This is a genomic window from Pseudomonas sp. B3(2017), assembly GCF_002113595.1.
Lineage (GTDB): Bacteria > Pseudomonadota > Gammaproteobacteria > Pseudomonadales > Pseudomonadaceae > Aquipseudomonas > Aquipseudomonas ekonensis.
On record NZ_NEIU01000012.1, the window covers coordinates 160105 to 174506 of the forward strand.

The following is a 14402-nucleotide window of genomic DNA, read 5'->3' on the forward strand; positions in this document are numbered from 1 at the left end:
GGATGGATGCGGGAGCGAGCCGGCGCGCGATGACGGCGCGACATTCGCCATCGACATGGCCTGAACCACCGCAATCGCGATCAGGCCCGCTCCCGCAGGTGCCGTGTTTCGTTATTGGGGTCCTGGCTGTTCCCAACTCTTGAGCACCGCGCCGCAGTACAGGCCCGAGAGGGTTTTCATCACCTGGATCACTTCGTGACTGGCGAGGCCGTAGAAAATGTACTTGCCTTCACGGCGGGTCGCGACCAGCCCTTCATCGCGCAGGATGCCCAACTGCTGGGACAGGGTCGGCTGACGCACGCCGGTCATCTTTTCCAGGTCGCCGACGTTGCGTTCGCCCTGGGTCAACTGGCACAGGATCAACAGCCGGTCCTCGTTGGCCAGGGCCTTGAGCAGCGAACAGGCCTTGGAGGCCGACGCCCGCAGTTGGGCGACTTCACATTCGGTCAGACTGGATTGCATTTGCAGGAAGCCTTCAACGTCACTTAAGCTGCGAACATTATGTTTTTACATAAAGTGTTGCAACCCATGACTGACTTCTCGTCCCCTTTCACAGGTTCATCTCCATGCCCGCACTGATTGAAGCCTTCCTCGACCCCGTCTCCTCGACCTACAGCTACGTGGTCTACGAGGCCGACGGCGGTCAGTGCGCGATCGTCGATCCGGTGCTCGACTACGACGGCGCCGCCGGCCGCACCTGCACCGCCCAGGCCGACAAGATCATCGCCTTCGTCCGCGCCCATGGCCTGCACGTGCAATGGCTGCTGGAAACCCACGCCCATGCCGACCACCTCTCCGCCGCGCCGTACCTGCGCCGGGAGCTGGGCGGCAAGATCGCCATCGGCCAGGCGATCAGCAAGGTGCAGGACGTGTTCAAGGCGCTGTTCAACCTGGAGCCGGAATTTTGCGTCGACGGCTCGCAGTTCGATCACCTGTTCGCCCCCGGCGAATCCTTCATGATCGGCGGCCTCAAGGCCACCGCCCTGCACGTCCCCGGCCACACGCCGGCGGACATGGCCTACCTGATCGACGGCGAGCAGATCCTGGTCGGCGACACCCTGTTCATGCCGGACGTCGGCACCGCCCGCTGCGACTTCCCCGGTGGCGACGCCCATCAATTGTTCAAGTCGATCCACAAGCTGCTGGCCTTCCCCGCCAGCGTCAAACTCTACGTCTGCCACGATTACCCGCCGGCCGGCCGCGGCCCGCAGTGCCAGACCACCGTCGGCGAACAGCGCAAAAGCAACATCCATGTGCACGACGGCATCGATGAGGCGGCGTTCGTCCAGATGCGCACCCGGCGCGACGCCGGGCTGGGCATGCCGACGCTGCTGCTGCCGGCGATCCAGGTGAACGTGCGGGCGGGCAACCTGCCGCCTGCGGAAAGCAACGGCGTGACGTACCTGAAAATTCCGCTCAATGCCTTTTGAGGCGGAATGCCCGACACCTTTGCGATTCTTTTTCCCACGGGTGCCGGCGAAAGGGTCGAATTGAACGAAGCGTCCTCCATGCGGAAACTCGAATGCGCAAACATTCAATGGAGTTTTCGCAATATGGACATTCGCATCAACCACCGGGACATGACGCCGGATCAGAAATCCCGTTTCGTCAGGGCCGTCCTCACGCTGAAAAACGATGTCGACAGCGTGCTGCGGCCCGGACAGCAGAGCCGCTACGACGACTTCGTGCAGATCCACAAGAACTCGATGGGCAGGGGCAATCCGCTGGTTCCCAATCCCCACGCCACCCCTTTGTTCTACCCTTGGCACCGAGTCCTGCTGCGCCAGTTCGAACTGGCCCTGCAGTCCGCCGTCGACGACCCCGACATCACCCTGCCCTACTGGAACTGGCAGCTCACCGGCGCCGACAACCCCTTCACCTCGGACTTCATGGGCGCCAACGGCGACAATCTGGACCGGCAGCACCTGATCAGCGGCCCGTTCACCCTGGAGGCCAACCGGTTCAGGGTCGCCGTATGGGACACCGACATCGCTCCCACGCCGGACAACATCAGTCTGCGCCGCAACTTCGGGCAGGCCGGCAGGCTGCCCGGGCCGGACGAGGTGATCGACGTGCTCAATCGCCCCTCCTACCAGCAAGATGCCAACGGATGGGAATTGGTCTCCCAACGCCAGTTGCACAATCCGGTGCATGGCTGGATCGGCGGCAACATGGCGGAAGCGTCCTCCCCCAACGACCCGATCTTCTTCCTGCACCACTGCTACATGGACCTGCTGTGGGAACGCTGGAAGCAACAGCACCGCAGCAGCGGCAAGCCATTTGCGGAGCCGTTGCTGAATCAGACCCTGGTCTTCCACCCGGACAACGAACCGGCGCCGTGGCCGCAGACCTTCACCGTACAAGAAACGATCGACACGCAAGCGCTCAACTACAGGTACGCCTCCGTCTGACCGCCCGTGGGGCTCAACTGCCCAAGGTCAACCCGTTCGCCGGCAGCGGCAGCGCGGTCTTGTAGCGCACCTGCTTGAGCGCAAAGCTTGAGCGGATGTTCGCCACGCCCGGCACCTTGGTCAGAAAGTCCATCATGAAGCGCTCAAGCGACTGGATCGTCGGCACCAGCACCCGGATCAGGTAGTCCGGGTCGCCGGCCATCAAGTAGCACTCCATCACTTCGGGGCGGTCCGAGATCGCCTCTTCGAAATGCTGCAAGGCTTCCTCCACCTGCTTCTCCAGGCTCACATGGATGAACACGTTGACGTGCAGGCCCAAAAGGTCCGCATCGAGCAAGGTCACCTGCTCGCGGATCACCCCCAGTTCCTCCATCGCCTTGACCCGGTTGAAGCACGGCGTCGGCGACAGGTTGACCGAACGGGCGAGGTCGGCGTTGGTGATGCGCGCATTCTCCTGAAGGCTGTTGAGAATGCCGATGTCGGTACGGTCCAGTTTGCGCATGAGACAAAACCACCTGTTTTTTATGTTTATGCAGATTTTCTATCTGCAAATGATCTTCAGCGCAACGAAACACAGAGAAATATTCTTCTTGGCCGGGCCTATGATTGTTGTAGGACAAGAATTCTTTTACCGAAGAACGACTGTCAGCTCACTACAAGAAATTCACAAGATCGAGCGTAGAAGCCATGACCCAAGCGTATGAACCGCTGCGTCTGCACGTGCCCGAACCCTCGGGCCGCCCAGGCTGCAAAACCGACTTCTCCTACCTGCATCTGACCGACGCCGGCACGATGCGCAAGCCTTCCATCGACGTAGAGCCCGCCGACACCGCAGACCTGGCCCGTGGCCTGATCCGCGTGCTCGACGACCAGGGCAACGCCCACGGCCCCTGGGCCGAAGACGTGCCGGTCGAGATCCTGCGCAAGGGCATGCGCGCCATGCTCAAGACGCGCATCTACGACAACCGCATGGTGGTCGCCCAGCGTCAGAAAAAGATGTCGTTCTACATGCAGAGCCTCGGCGAGGAAGCCATCGGCAGCGCCCAGGCCCTGGCGCTGAACATCGATGACATGTGCTTCCCGACCTACCGCCAGCAAAGCATCCTGATGGCCCGCGAAGTGCCGCTGGTGGACCTGATCTGCCAGTTGCTGTCCAACGAGCGCGATCCGCTCAAGGGTCGCCAGCTGCCGATCATGTACTCGGTCAAGGACGCCGGTTTCTTCACCATCTCCGGCAACCTCGCCACCCAATTCATCCAGGGCGTGGGCTGGGGCATGGCCTCGGCGATCAAGGGCGACACCAAAATCGCCTCGGCCTGGATCGGCGACGGCGCCACCGCCGAATCGGACTTCCACACCGCCCTCACCTTCGCCCACGTCTATCGCGCCCCCGTGATCCTCAACGTGGTCAACAACCAGTGGGCGATCTCCACCTTCCAGGCCATCGCCGGCGGTGAAGCCACCACCTTCGCCGGACGCGGCGTCGGCTGCGGCATCGCTTCCCTGCGCGTGGACGGCAACGACTTCGTCGCCGCCTTCGCCGCCTCCGCCTGGGCCGCCGAACGCGCCCGCCGGGGCCTGGGCCCGACCATGATCGAATGGGTCACCTACCGCGCCGGCCCGCACTCGACCTCCGACGATCCGTCCAAGTACCGCCCGGCCGACGACTGGAGCCACTTCCCGCTGGGCGACCCGATCGCTCGCCTGAAGCAGCACCTGATCAAGATCGGCCACTGGTCGGAGGAAGAGCACGCCGCCGCCAGCGCCGAGATCGAGGCCGAAGTCATCGCCGCCCAGAAGCAGGCCGAGCAGCACGGCACCCTCACCAGCGGGCAGATCCCGAGCGCCGCGACCATGTTCGAAGACGTATACAAAGAGATGCCGGAGCACTTGAAGCGCCAGCGTCAGCAGTTGGGGGTCTGAGATGAACGATCACAACAACAATATCCAGCTGGAAACCGCCATGACCACGACCACCATGACCATGATCCAGGCCCTGCGCTCGGCCATGGACGTGATGCTTGAGCGCGACGACAACGTCGTGGTGTTCGGCCAGGACGTCGGCTACTTCGGCGGCGTGTTCCGTTGCACCGAAGGCCTGCAGACCAAATACGGCACCTCGCGGGTGTTCGACGCACCGATCTCCGAGAGCGGCATCGTCGGCACCGCCGTGGGCATGGGCGCCTACGGCCTGCGCCCGGTGGTGGAAATCCAGTTCGCCGACTACGTGTACCCGGCCTACGACCAGATCATTTCCGAGGCGGCGCGCCTGCGCTACCGCTCGGCCGGCGAGTTCACCGCGCCGATGACCCTGCGCATGCCCTGCGGCGGCGGCATCTACGGCGGCCAGACCCACAGCCAGAGCATCGAGGCCCTGTTCACCCAGGTCTGCGGCCTGCGCACCGTCATGCCGTCCAACCCCTACGACGCCAAAGGCCTGCTGATCGCCTCCATCGAAAACGATGACCCGGTGATCTTCCTGGAGCCCAAGCGCCTGTACAACGGCCCGTTCGACGGCCACCACGACCGCCCGGTGACCCCGTGGTCGAAACACCCCGCCGCCCAGGTGCCGGACGGCTACTACACCGTGCCGCTGGACGTCGCCGCCATCACCCGTCCGGGCAAGGACGTGACCGTGCTGACCTACGGCACCACCGTCTACGTGTCGCAGGTGGCCGCCGAAGAGAGCGGCGTGGACGCCGAGGTCATCGACCTGCGCAGCCTGTGGCCGCTGGACCTTGAGACCATCGTCAAGTCCGTGAAGAAGACCGGCCGCTGCGTCGTGGTGCACGAAGCCACGCGCACCTGCGGTTTCGGCGCCGAGCTGGTGTCGCTGGTGCAAGAGCATTGCTTCCATCACCTGGAAGCCCCGATCGAGCGCGTCACCGGTTGGGACACCCCCTACCCGCACGCGCAGGAGTGGGCGTATTTCCCAGGGCCGTCCCGAGTGGGCGCGGCGTTGAAACGGGTCATGGAGGTCTGAATGGGCACGCACGTCATTAAAATGCCGGACATCGGCGAAGGCATCGCAGAAGTAGAACTGTCGCAGTGGCACGTCAAGGTCGGGGACCTGGTCGTCGAAGACCAGGTGCTGGCCGACGTCATGACCGACAAGGCCATGGTCGACATCCCGTCGCCGGTGCACGGCAAGGTCATCGCCCTCGGCGGGCAGCCAGGTGAAGTGATGGCGGTCGGCAGCGTGCTGATCAGCATCGAAGTCGAAGGCGCCGGCAACCTGAAAGAGTCCGCCGCGCCGGCTCCGGTCAAGGAAGCCCCGGCCCCCGTGGCGCCGAAGGTCGAGGCCGTCATCGAAAGCAAACCTGCCGCCGCACCGCGTCCGGCCGCCGTTTGCCAGGGCCCGATGGTGGCCCGCGAAGCCGGCGACCGTCCGCTGGCCTCCCCGGCGGTGCGCAAGCACGCGCTGGACCTGGGCATCCAGCTGCGCCTGGTGCGCGGTTCCGGCCCGGCCGGCCGGGTGCTGCACGAAGACCTCGACGCCTACCTGGCGCAAGGTCAGTCGAACGCTTCGGCGCCTGCCGCCAACGCTTACGCCCAGCGCAACGACGAAGAGCAGATCCCGGTGATCGGCATGCGCCGCAAGATCGCCCAGCGCATGCAGGAATCCACCCAGCGCGCCGCGCACTTCAGCTACGTCGAGGAAATCGACGTCACCGCCATCGAAGAGCTGCGCGCGCACCTGAACGACAAGCACGGCGCCAGCCGCGGCAAGCTCACCCTGCTGCCGTTCCTGGTGCGGGCGCTGGTCGTCGCCCTGCGCGACTTCCCGCAGATGAACGCCCGTTACGACGACGAGGCCCAGGTCATCCACCGCCTCGGTGCGGTGCATGTCGGCGTCGCCACCCAGAGCGACGTCGGCCTGATGGTGCCGGTGGTGCGCCACGCCGAAGCCCGCAGCCTGTGGGACAGCGCCGCAGAGATCGCCCGCCTGGCCAACGCCGCGCGCAATGGCAAGGCCAGCCGCGACGAACTGTCCGGCTCGACCATCACCCTGACCAGCCTCGGCGCGCTGGGCGGCATCGTCAGCACCCCGGTGCTGAACCTGCCGGAAGTGGCCATCGTCGGCGTGAACAAAATCGTCGAACGGCCGATGGTCGTAAAAGGCCAGGTGGTGATCCGCAAGATGATGAACCTCTCCAGCTCCTTCGATCACCGCGTGGTCGACGGCATGGACGCGGCGCTCTTCATCCAGGCCATCCGTGGCCTGCTCGAACAACCCGCGACCCTGTTTGTGGAGTGAGGCACGCATGCAAACCCTGAACACCACCCTGCTGATCATCGGCGGCGGCCCCGGCGGCTACGTGACGGCGATCCGCGCCGGCCAGCTCGGCATCTCGACCATCCTGGTCGAAGGCCGCTCGCTGGGCGGCACCTGCCTGAACATCGGCTGCATCCCGTCCAAGGCCCTGATCCATGTGGCCGAGCAGTTCCAGCAGACGCAGCACCACAGCCAGCATTCGGCGCTGGGCATCAGCGTCGGCGCGCCGACCCTCGACATCGGCAAGAGCGTCGAGTGGAAGGACGGCATCGTCGACCGCCTGACCACCGGCGTGGCGGCGCTGCTGAAGAAGAACAAAGTGCAGGTCATCAACGGCTGGGCCAAGGTCATCGACGGCAAGACCGTCGAGGTCGGCGACACCCGCATCCAGTGCGAACACCTGGTGCTGGCCACCGGCTCGAAGACCGTCGACCTGCCGATGCTGCCGATCGGCGGGCCGATCATCTCGTCCACCGAAGCCCTGGCACCTACGTCGGTGCCCAAGCGCCTGATCGTGGTCGGCGGCGGCTACATCGGCCTGGAACTGGGCATCGCCTACCGCAAGCTCGGCGCCGAAGTCAGCGTGGTCGAGGCCCAGGACAGGATCCTGCCGGCCTACGACGCCGAACTGACCCAACCGGTGCACGAAGCCCTCAAGCAACTGGGCGTGAAGCTGTACCTCAAGCACAGCGTCCTGGGCTTCGACGGCAAACTGCAGGTGCGCGACCCGAACGGCGAAACTCTGAACCTGGAAACCGACCAGGTGCTGGTGGCCGTCGGCCGCAAGCCCAACACCCAGGGCTGGAACCTCGAAGCGCTGAACCTTCAGATGAACGGCGCCTCGATCAAGATCGATAGCCGCTGCCAGACCAGCATGCGCAACGTCTACGCCATCGGCGACGTGGCCGGCGAGCCGATGCTGGCCCACCGCGCCATGGCCCAGGGCGAAATGGTCGCCGAGCTGATCAGCGGCAAGACCCGCGAGTTCAACCCCACCGCCATCGCCGCCGTGTGCTTCACCGACCCGGAGCTGGTGGTGGTCGGCAAGACGCCGGACGAGGCCAAGGCCGCAGGGCTGGACTGCATCGTGTCGAGCTTCCCGTTCGCGGCCAACGGCCGGGCCATGACGCTGGAGTCCAAAAGCGGCTTCGTGCGGGTGGTCGCCCGCCGCGACAACCATGTGATCGTCGGCTGGCAAGCGGTCGGCGTCGGCGTGTCGGAGCTGTCCACGGCGTTTGCCCAGAGCCTGGAGATGGGTGCGCGGCTGGAAGACATCGGCGGCACCATCCACGCCCACCCGACCCTGGGCGAGGCGGTGCAGGAAGCGGCGCTGCGGGCCTTGGGGCATGCCTTGCACATTTGATTCAGGAAGATAGAGGGGGGGCAGTGATGGCCCCCTTCGCGGGCAAGCCCGCTCCCACAGGTTTTGTGTCGTTCACACTGATGCGGCGGGCTGATTCCTACAGGGGATCAGGCTGCCCGCAGAATCTGCGGTCACCGCAAGGCCTGTGGGAGCGGGCTTGCCCGCGATTTCTCAAGGGCGACACGATTTATCTGCCCGTCATCCGATAGTCCGGGCTGCGAAACCGGATCAGAATGAAGTATTGTTGTGCCCATCCAAAAAAACGTCAGAAGCCTTGACCGTTTCGACGGTTGTTCAGTGATAGAGGGTGTCATGGGTAACGAAAGCATCAATTGGGACAAGCTGGGTTTTGACTACATCAAGACCGACAAACGCTATCTGTCGTACTTTCGCAACGGCGAGTGGGACAAAGGCACCCTGACCGAAGACAACGTGCTGCACATCAGCGAAGGCTCCACCGCCCTTCACTATGGCCAGCAGTGCTTCGAAGGCCTGAAGGCCTACCGTTGCAAGGACGGCTCGATCAACCTGTTCCGCCCGGACCAGAACGCCGCCCGCATGCAGCGCAGCTGCGCCCGCCTGCTGATGCCGCACGTGTCCACCGAGCAGTTCATCGAGGCGTGCAAGCAAGTGGTCCGCGCCAACGAGCGCTTCATCCCGCCGTACGGCACCGGCGGCGCGCTGTACCTGCGTCCGTTCGTGATCGGCGTGGGTGACAACATCGGCGTGCGCACCGCGCCGGAGTTCATCTTCTCGGTGTTCGCGATCCCGGTCGGCGCCTACTTCAAGGGCGGCCTGACCCCGCACAACTTCCAGATCTCCACCTTCGACCGCGCCGCCCCGCAAGGCACCGGCGCCGCCAAGGTCGGCGGCAACTACGCGGCCAGCCTGATGCCGGGCTCCCAGGCCAAGAAGGCGCACTTCGCCGACGCCATCTACCTGGATCCGCTGACCCACAAGAAAATCGAGGAAGTCGGTTCGGCCAACTTCTTCGGGATCACCCACGACAACAAGTTCGTCACCCCGAACTCGCCGTCGGTGCTGCCGGGCATCACCCGCCTGTCGCTGATCGAACTGGCCAAGACCCGCCTGGGCCTGGAAGTGGTCGAAGGCGACGTGTTCATCGACAAGCTGTCGGACTTCAAAGAAGCCGGCGCCTGCGGCACCGCCGCCGTGATCACCCCGATCGGCGGCATCAGCTACCAGGACCACCTGCACGTGTTCCACAGCGAAACCGAAGTCGGCCCGGTCACCCAGAAGCTCTACAAAGAGCTGACCGGCGTGCAGACCGGCGACATCGAAGCGCCGGCGGGCTGGATCGTCAAGGTCTGACCTGACGCCCGGCAACGCAAAAGCCCCTCTCCGAGCGATCGGTGAGGGGCTTTTTAATGCCCGTGCGTCAGCCTTTCGGCGTGCCGCAGGTCAGGCGCTGCGCAGTTCGACGGTCAGGTGCGACAGCTCATGCACCGGCGCCAGACGCTCGCGGATCGCCTCGGCGCTGACGCCGGCGGCCGCCACCACGCTGACGATGGCCGCCCGCGCCTGCGGGCCGACCTGCCAGACGTGCAGGTCGCTGATGCGCACATCGTCCGAGGCTTCCAGCAGCTCGCGGATCTCTTCGGCCACCGGCTCGTCGGTGGCGTCGAGCAGCACGGCGGCGCTGTCGCGCATCAGGGTGTACGCCCACTTGGCGATGACCACGGCGCCGACGATGCCCATCACCGGATCCAGCCACACCCAACCCAGATACCGGCCCGCCAGCAGCGCGGCGATGGCCAGCACCGAGGTCAGCGCGTCGGCCAGTACGTGCATGTAGGCCGAGCGGAGGTTGTTGTCGTGATGGTGATGATGAGCATGGTCGTGGCCGTGTTCATGGTGATGCCCGTGGTCATGGCCGTGATGGCCCATCAACATGAAGGCACTGACCAGGTTGACCGCCAACCCCACCACCGCGATCACCGTGGCTTCGCCGAAGGCCACCGTGGTCGGCTGGAACAGGCGCAGGGCCGATTCGCCGGCGATGCCGAGCGACACCAGCCCCAGCACCATGGCCGACGCGAAGCCGGCCAGGTCACCGACCTTGCCGGTGCCGAAACTGTAGCGGCGGTTGCTGGCGTTGCGCCGGGCGAACCCATAGGCCGCCGCCGCAATGCCCAAGGCGCCGGCGTGGGTCGCCATGTGGAAACCGTCGGCCAGCAGCGCCATGGAGCCGGTGACATACCCGGCGGCGATTTCGCCGATCATCATCACGAAGGTCAGCGCCACCACCCACAGGGTGCGGCGGGCGTTCTCGTCGTGGGAGGCGCCGAGGAACTGATGGTCGTGGGCGAAGCGTTGAGCGTTGGGCGTCATGGCGTGTGGGCTCACTTTGAATAACGGCGGATGGCTTGCAGCAACTCTTCCACGCCTTGGGCGCGGGCTTCGTCGCTGAGGTCGGGGTGGGCGACGTGCTCACGGGCGTGGGCCTCGATGAACTGCTCCATCAGGCCGTTGACCGCCCCGCGGATCGCCGCCATCAGGTGCAGGGTCTTGCCGCAGTCGGCCTCGGCCTCCAGCGACCGCTCCACCGCCTGCACCTGGCCGGCGATGCGCCGGACCCGGTTGAGCAGTTCGGTCTTGTGTTCGTGCGTGTGCGACATACCTATACCCCCTACCCCTATATTGGGCGCGATGATCGCCGTTCGGCCCGGGCCTGGCAAGGTGGTTTTCGGGGGAAGGGATGAATGGAGTGCCGCGAGATCCATGCTCCGCCTCTGCCGACGCCATCGCCATCGCCATCGCCAGCAGGCTGGCTCCCACAGAGGGGCGCGGGTGGATGCTGAATCTGAGTTCACCGCAGCCCCCTGTGGGAGCCAGCCTGCTGGCGATGGCGTCAGTGAGGGCCCCACTGGGCTGGACGGCCTGAACCCCCGAAAAATAAAGCATCATTTCAGCATCATCCGCCAGGCTACGTTGCCTTGCGCCTTTGCCTACAACTGCGCCAGAATCCGCCGGCTTGTGCGGTTTGGGGGGCGTCGGTAACTTGATTCGCGTCACTGAAGGGTCAGTGATCGGGTTTAGTCGCCCGACGTCTCACGAATTGTAAAGCAGCCATTCAGGCGGGTTTTTCAGTACCTGCTCTCTATGGTGGCTGTACGCAGGGCGCCTTCGGGCGCGCCGGATTCGTGAGACCTGCCGGTCGACTAACCTGCGTACAGCCGCCTCCCCCTCGATTAGTCGCGACGGGTGGGCAGCCTTAATCTTCGAGGTCTCACATATGTTCAAGTACACGCCTAATCCGCCAGAAGCAGAAACAGACGAATCCGATCCAACGTCGCCCTACTCCACCCCCGACTCCCGCAAGCTCCACGAAGCCGCCGAGCGCGCCCTCGACCACTACCTCAAGCCCGAAGCCCCGAAACGACGAAGATCCCGGCCGATGTTCCTCATCGCCCCGGACATGGATCAGGAATCCCTGCTGGCCCACGCCTGCGAATCCATGGCCTCGGCCAACACCCTGCTCAACGACTTCGCCGCCCTGCTGGAACCGCCCTACCGCAACACCGTGCTGGGCATCGCCCAAGTGGTGATGCTGGGCGAACTGGCCGTCAACCGCGCCCTCGACAACATCGATCCGCCCAACCGCTGAGCAACCCCGTGGCGAGGGCGCTCGTTCCTCGCCACACACCGGGAGAACCGACCATGCCTCATCAACCAGATGCACACGTCGTCGCGGCCCTGATGTCCATCGGCCTCAACGAGCGGGATCACCGCTGGGCCCAAAGAACCTGCCTGGCGCTCTACGAAAGTGAAAGGGAATCGGTGGTGGCGTCCGCCGTGCAGGCACTCGGACAGCTCGATGCGCTGGATCCGGAACAACTGTTGCCCACGCTCGAACGGCTGAAACGCCGGTTCCCGTCATGGGAAACCTCAGCGTTCCACCGGCTGGAAGCAAAGGCGATGGCCGCCTGAAAGACCGCGTCTTCGTTCATCGCGAGCAGGCTCGCTCCCACAGGGTGACTGCACTCCTCTGTGGGAGCGAGCCTGCTCGCGATGACGTCGGAACAGACACTGCCTCAACATGCAATGCTCTGACTTTTCTAAACTTATGCACTTATCAAAGCCAAGAAAGTAGACAGCAAGGGCAACGTTCAGGGAGTCAAAAAGTGAATTTGACCTATCAAGATCCCTCCATCAGCCACGATGAAGCCACAAGACTGCTCGCCACCGGCGAGGACAGAAACATCATCGCTGGACTGATTTCCATTGGCTTGAATGAATTGGACAGAGTCTGGGCCCAGAACGCCTGCCTGGCCTACCTCACCAGCGAGTCCGAAGCGGTTGCCGCTTCTGCCGTGACCGCTCTAGGCCACCTCGCTCGCCGGCATTGTGAAACAGACCGCGAAACAGTCATTCCAGCCTTGGAAGCCGTTAAGGTGAAATTTCCAACACTGGATGGCATCGTCACAGATGCACTGGACGATATTGACGCCTACACCTGACCCCGACAGGTAACCATGGCGATGAATCAATGAGTGCTTCATCGCCATTGCGCTCTGGCGGATTCGCGTCGATTCAATCCTCCCGCGTCAACACCTCCAGCAACTCAATCTCAAACACCAGGTTCGAGTTCGGCGGGATCTTGCCCATCGTGCGCTCGCCGTACCCCAGGTGCGCCGGCACCAGCAGTTTGCGCTTGCCGCCCACTTGCATGCCCATCAGGCCTTGGTCCCAGCCCTTGATCACCCGACCGGTGCCGATCACGCACTGGAACGGCTTGCCCCGGCTCCAGGACGAGTCGAACTCGGTGCCGTCCTCCAGCCAGCCGGTGTATTGGGTGGTGATCAATGCGCCTTTGACGGCGGCCTTGCCTTCGCCCACCTGCAGATCGATAACTTGAAGCTGTTCGTTCATGGCAGTGCTTTATTCCGAGTATTGAGCGGAGGCTTTTCTCAGAAAAACACTCGCTCGGCAACTCATTACATGGCCCCGGCGTCCGGATGGCCCTGCTTCCAGGCCATGCTTTTGTCCTGCTTGTCTTTGGCATCCACGGCGAAGTCCTTGTCGAAAATCGCCTCTGTCACGATTGAAGTGTTGGCACTGCGCTTCTTGTCGGCGACCACGCCAATCTGACTGCCTATTGTGAATTCAGTAAAACGCGACGGGGGAATGCCATGCAGATCCAGGAGTTTGACGGTATCGCCTTCACGCACTTCGATCTGTTTTTTCTTCGCATCGACGCTGACGACTTCAAGGGGGGAAATCGTTATCAGCGTCGGATCCCACGCATAAATGCCGCCGCTGCCTACACACGTCTGGCTGGTGGGCTGTATCTCACCGTCCGCCAGACGATGAGGCTCTTTGTTGCAGTCGACGAAAATGCCTGACTGGTCGGATGTCGCCAGCCCCAGGTACTTTTCACCGGTGGGCAACTTCAAGATCTGTTCGCCCTGGGCGTCATAGGCCAGCAACGTCAACATCAGCGTGATCACGTGTTTATTCATCACACACCTGCCATCGATCCAATCAGTGTTGCCGTCACGGAAGCCAGTCGAAGCGCTTCCGGGCGATCCGTGTGCCGTCAGGTATTTCATATCCGATGTAGGACACTTGTTTCTTGGGTATCTGGTAAACATTGCCGAACGAGTCATAACGCTGCGGTTGGCTGTTTGTCCTCATCAGCACTTTCTGCACCAGCACGTAATACGTCGTGTCGGTTTCGATGAGCAGTACGGCTTCCGTCGCGCTGTCTTTTGTCTGTAGAGGCTGCCCAAGCACCGCAGGGAAAACCTTCGCGTACTTTTCCTCGAAATGCAGTTGAACGGGGCGCAGCACACCGCCGTCCCGCACCTGCTGCGCCTGCAAGGTGCCGAAATACTCGGCCAGACTGGCTGTGCCCCATAAGCCGCCGACCAGAAACAGCACAAACAGCACTTTATGAATGAAATGCCAGAACGGTTTCTGATCAAGCGCCCAGGCACTGTTCAGCCCGACGTAAACAATGGCTCCCACCGCCAGAATGATCGGAACCCACACGCCGAACAGCTTCGCGGCCGTCCAAGCGAACGCAAGATAAAAATAAATGGAGATGTCCAGCGAGATCAGGGAAATGCCGAACGTCTTGAAGTAATAAAACAGATGCAGCCAGGAATAGAAAAACAGATAGGCGCCAAACAAGAGGGTCGGCCCGCCGAAGTGAGTGGACAACGGCGAACCGTCTGCCGAAGGCACTCCCGCTGTCGTGCTTGGCTGAGTCACACCGATAGTCTCCCTGCCAAAGGCCTGTGGCCGCGTTCATTGCATAACCGACAAGTCTAGTGCCGATCAGGAAGAATGCGATGCATCCCAATTGTCGTGTGATTTAAGATAGCCA

17 protein-coding genes are annotated in these 14402 nt (G+C 63.3%); 10 read left to right on the forward strand and 7 right to left on the reverse strand.

Features of this window, described 5'->3' with window-relative positions:
- Positions 1–111: 111 nt before the first annotated feature.
- Positions 112–462, reverse strand: a complete 351-nt coding sequence (locus CAG33_RS18375) for a helix-turn-helix transcriptional regulator (RefSeq protein ID WP_085583409.1) — start codon at positions 460–462, stop codon at positions 112–114.
- Positions 463–566: 104 nt separating this feature from the next.
- On the opposite strand from CAG33_RS18375, the gene CAG33_RS18380 reads away from it, so the two are divergent.
- Both CAG33_RS18380 and CAG33_RS18385 read left to right on the forward strand, forming a co-directional pair.
- Entirely contained in the window at positions 567–1430 is an 864-nt protein-coding gene (locus CAG33_RS18380) for an MBL fold metallo-hydrolase (protein WP_085583407.1), read from the forward strand.
- A gap of 6 nt (positions 1431–1436) precedes the next feature.
- Complete coding sequence (locus CAG33_RS18385; protein ID WP_256575730.1) at positions 1437–2411, forward strand: tyrosinase family protein; 975 nt, start codon at positions 1437–1439, stop codon at positions 2409–2411.
- 13 nt (positions 2412–2424) lie between these two features.
- Here CAG33_RS18385 and bkdR read toward each other — a convergent pair whose 3' ends face one another.
- Positions 2425–2913 carry a Bkd operon transcriptional regulator BkdR gene (gene bkdR / locus CAG33_RS18390; protein ID WP_007988200.1) on the reverse strand — a complete coding sequence of 163 codons (489 nt, stop codon included), beginning with the start codon at positions 2911–2913 and terminating at the stop codon, positions 2425–2427.
- Between the two features lie 185 nt (positions 2914–3098).
- On the opposite strand from bkdR, the gene CAG33_RS18395 reads away from it, so the two are divergent.
- The 5 genes from CAG33_RS18395 (at position 3099) to CAG33_RS18415 (ending at position 9382) form a co-directional block, all read left to right on the forward strand.
- Positions 3099–4334 carry a 3-methyl-2-oxobutanoate dehydrogenase (2-methylpropanoyl-transferring) subunit alpha gene (locus CAG33_RS18395; RefSeq protein ID WP_085583403.1) on the forward strand — a complete coding sequence of 412 codons (1236 nt, stop codon included), beginning with the start codon at positions 3099–3101 and terminating at the stop codon, positions 4332–4334.
- Position 4335: 1 nt separating this feature from the next.
- Positions 4336–5394, forward strand: coding sequence for an alpha-ketoacid dehydrogenase subunit beta (locus tag CAG33_RS18400; protein ID WP_085583401.1), 1059 nt, complete (start codon positions 4336–4338; stop codon positions 5392–5394).
- Positions 5395–6669 carry a dihydrolipoamide acetyltransferase family protein gene (locus tag CAG33_RS18405; protein ID WP_085632590.1) on the forward strand — a complete coding sequence of 425 codons (1275 nt, stop codon included), beginning with the start codon at positions 5395–5397 and terminating at the stop codon, positions 6667–6669.
- Between the two features lie 7 nt (positions 6670–6676).
- The gene (gene lpdA, locus CAG33_RS18410) at positions 6677–8050 is read left to right on the forward strand and encodes a dihydrolipoyl dehydrogenase (RefSeq protein WP_085583396.1); all 1374 of its coding nucleotides are present in this window, start codon (positions 6677–6679) and stop codon (positions 8048–8050) included.
- Positions 8051–8362: 312 nt separating this feature from the next.
- Positions 8363–9382 (forward strand): branched-chain amino acid aminotransferase, encoded by a 1020-nt coding sequence (locus CAG33_RS18415; protein ID WP_085583393.1) that lies wholly within the window; start codon positions 8363–8365, stop codon positions 9380–9382.
- 90 nt (positions 9383–9472) lie between these two features.
- On the opposite strand, the gene dmeF is transcribed toward CAG33_RS18415, so the two are convergent.
- Together dmeF and CAG33_RS18425 are read right to left on the reverse strand one after the other, a co-directional pair.
- Positions 9473–10402: a CDF family Co(II)/Ni(II) efflux transporter DmeF gene (dmeF, locus tag CAG33_RS18420; RefSeq protein WP_085583391.1), complete on the reverse strand. Its 930-nt coding sequence runs from the start codon at positions 10400–10402 to the stop codon at positions 9473–9475.
- Between the two features lie 11 nt (positions 10403–10413).
- Entirely contained in the window at positions 10414–10689 is a 276-nt protein-coding gene (locus CAG33_RS18425) for a metal/formaldehyde-sensitive transcriptional repressor (protein WP_085583389.1), read from the reverse strand.
- 617 nt (positions 10690–11306) lie between these two features.
- On the opposite strand from CAG33_RS18425, the gene CAG33_RS18430 reads away from it, so the two are divergent.
- The 3 genes from CAG33_RS18430 (at position 11307) to CAG33_RS18440 (ending at position 12531) form a co-directional block, all read left to right on the forward strand.
- Complete coding sequence (locus CAG33_RS18430; RefSeq protein WP_085583387.1) at positions 11307–11678, forward strand: DUF6124 family protein; 372 nt, start codon at positions 11307–11309, stop codon at positions 11676–11678.
- A 53-nt stretch (positions 11679–11731) separates the two neighbouring features.
- A complete protein-coding gene (locus CAG33_RS18435) occupies positions 11732–12001 on the forward strand; it encodes a hypothetical protein (RefSeq protein WP_085634082.1) in 270 nt (89 codons plus the stop codon).
- A 194-nt stretch (positions 12002–12195) separates the two neighbouring features.
- Positions 12196–12531: a hypothetical protein gene (locus CAG33_RS18440; protein ID WP_085639920.1), complete on the forward strand. Its 336-nt coding sequence runs from the start codon at positions 12196–12198 to the stop codon at positions 12529–12531.
- A 73-nt stretch (positions 12532–12604) separates the two neighbouring features.
- On the opposite strand, the gene CAG33_RS18445 is transcribed toward CAG33_RS18440, so the two are convergent.
- From CAG33_RS18445 to CAG33_RS18455, 3 genes are all read right to left on the reverse strand, one after another.
- Positions 12605–12943 (reverse strand): FKBP-type peptidyl-prolyl cis-trans isomerase, encoded by a 339-nt coding sequence (locus CAG33_RS18445; protein ID WP_085583383.1) that lies wholly within the window; start codon positions 12941–12943, stop codon positions 12605–12607.
- Positions 12944–13008: 65 nt separating this feature from the next.
- Positions 13009–13533 carry a hypothetical protein gene (locus CAG33_RS18450; RefSeq protein WP_085639923.1) on the reverse strand — a complete coding sequence of 175 codons (525 nt, stop codon included), beginning with the start codon at positions 13531–13533 and terminating at the stop codon, positions 13009–13011.
- 34 nt (positions 13534–13567) lie between these two features.
- On the reverse strand, positions 13568–14287 hold the full coding sequence (locus CAG33_RS18455) for a hypothetical protein (protein ID WP_139831360.1): 720 nt from the start codon (positions 14285–14287) through the stop codon (positions 13568–13570).
- Positions 14288–14402 lie beyond the last annotated feature (115 nt).

Coding starts and splice junctions, on each gene's coding strand:
- CAG33_RS18375 (WP_085583409.1), bottom strand. CDS start 462: ATGCAATCCAGTCTGACCGAATGTGAAGTCGCCCAACTGCGGGCGTCG.
- CAG33_RS18380 (WP_085583407.1), top strand. CDS start 567: ATGCCCGCACTGATTGAAGCCTTCCTCGACCCCGTCTCCTCGACCTAC.
- CAG33_RS18385 (WP_256575730.1), top strand. CDS start 1,437: ATGCCCGACACCTTTGCGATTCTTTTTCCCACGGGTGCCGGCGAAAGG.
- bkdR (WP_007988200.1), bottom strand. CDS start 2,913: ATGCGCAAACTGGACCGTACCGACATCGGCATTCTCAACAGCCTTCAG.
- CAG33_RS18395 (WP_085583403.1), top strand. CDS start 3,099: ATGACCCAAGCGTATGAACCGCTGCGTCTGCACGTGCCCGAACCCTCG.
- CAG33_RS18400 (WP_085583401.1), top strand. CDS start 4,336: ATGAACGATCACAACAACAATATCCAGCTGGAAACCGCCATGACCACG.
- CAG33_RS18405 (WP_085632590.1), top strand. CDS start 5,395: ATGGGCACGCACGTCATTAAAATGCCGGACATCGGCGAAGGCATCGCA.
- lpdA (WP_085583396.1), top strand. CDS start 6,677: ATGCAAACCCTGAACACCACCCTGCTGATCATCGGCGGCGGCCCCGGC.
- CAG33_RS18415 (WP_085583393.1), top strand. CDS start 8,363: ATGGGTAACGAAAGCATCAATTGGGACAAGCTGGGTTTTGACTACATC.
- dmeF (WP_085583391.1), bottom strand. CDS start 10,402: ATGACGCCCAACGCTCAACGCTTCGCCCACGACCATCAGTTCCTCGGC.
- CAG33_RS18425 (WP_085583389.1), bottom strand. CDS start 10,689: ATGTCGCACACGCACGAACACAAGACCGAACTGCTCAACCGGGTCCGG.
- CAG33_RS18430 (WP_085583387.1), top strand. CDS start 11,307: ATGTTCAAGTACACGCCTAATCCGCCAGAAGCAGAAACAGACGAATCC.
- CAG33_RS18435 (WP_085634082.1), top strand. CDS start 11,732: ATGCCTCATCAACCAGATGCACACGTCGTCGCGGCCCTGATGTCCATC.
- CAG33_RS18445 (WP_085583383.1), bottom strand. CDS start 12,943: ATGAACGAACAGCTTCAAGTTATCGATCTGCAGGTGGGCGAAGGCAAG.
- CAG33_RS18450 (WP_085639923.1), bottom strand. CDS start 13,533: ATGAATAAACACGTGATCACGCTGATGTTGACGTTGCTGGCCTATGAC.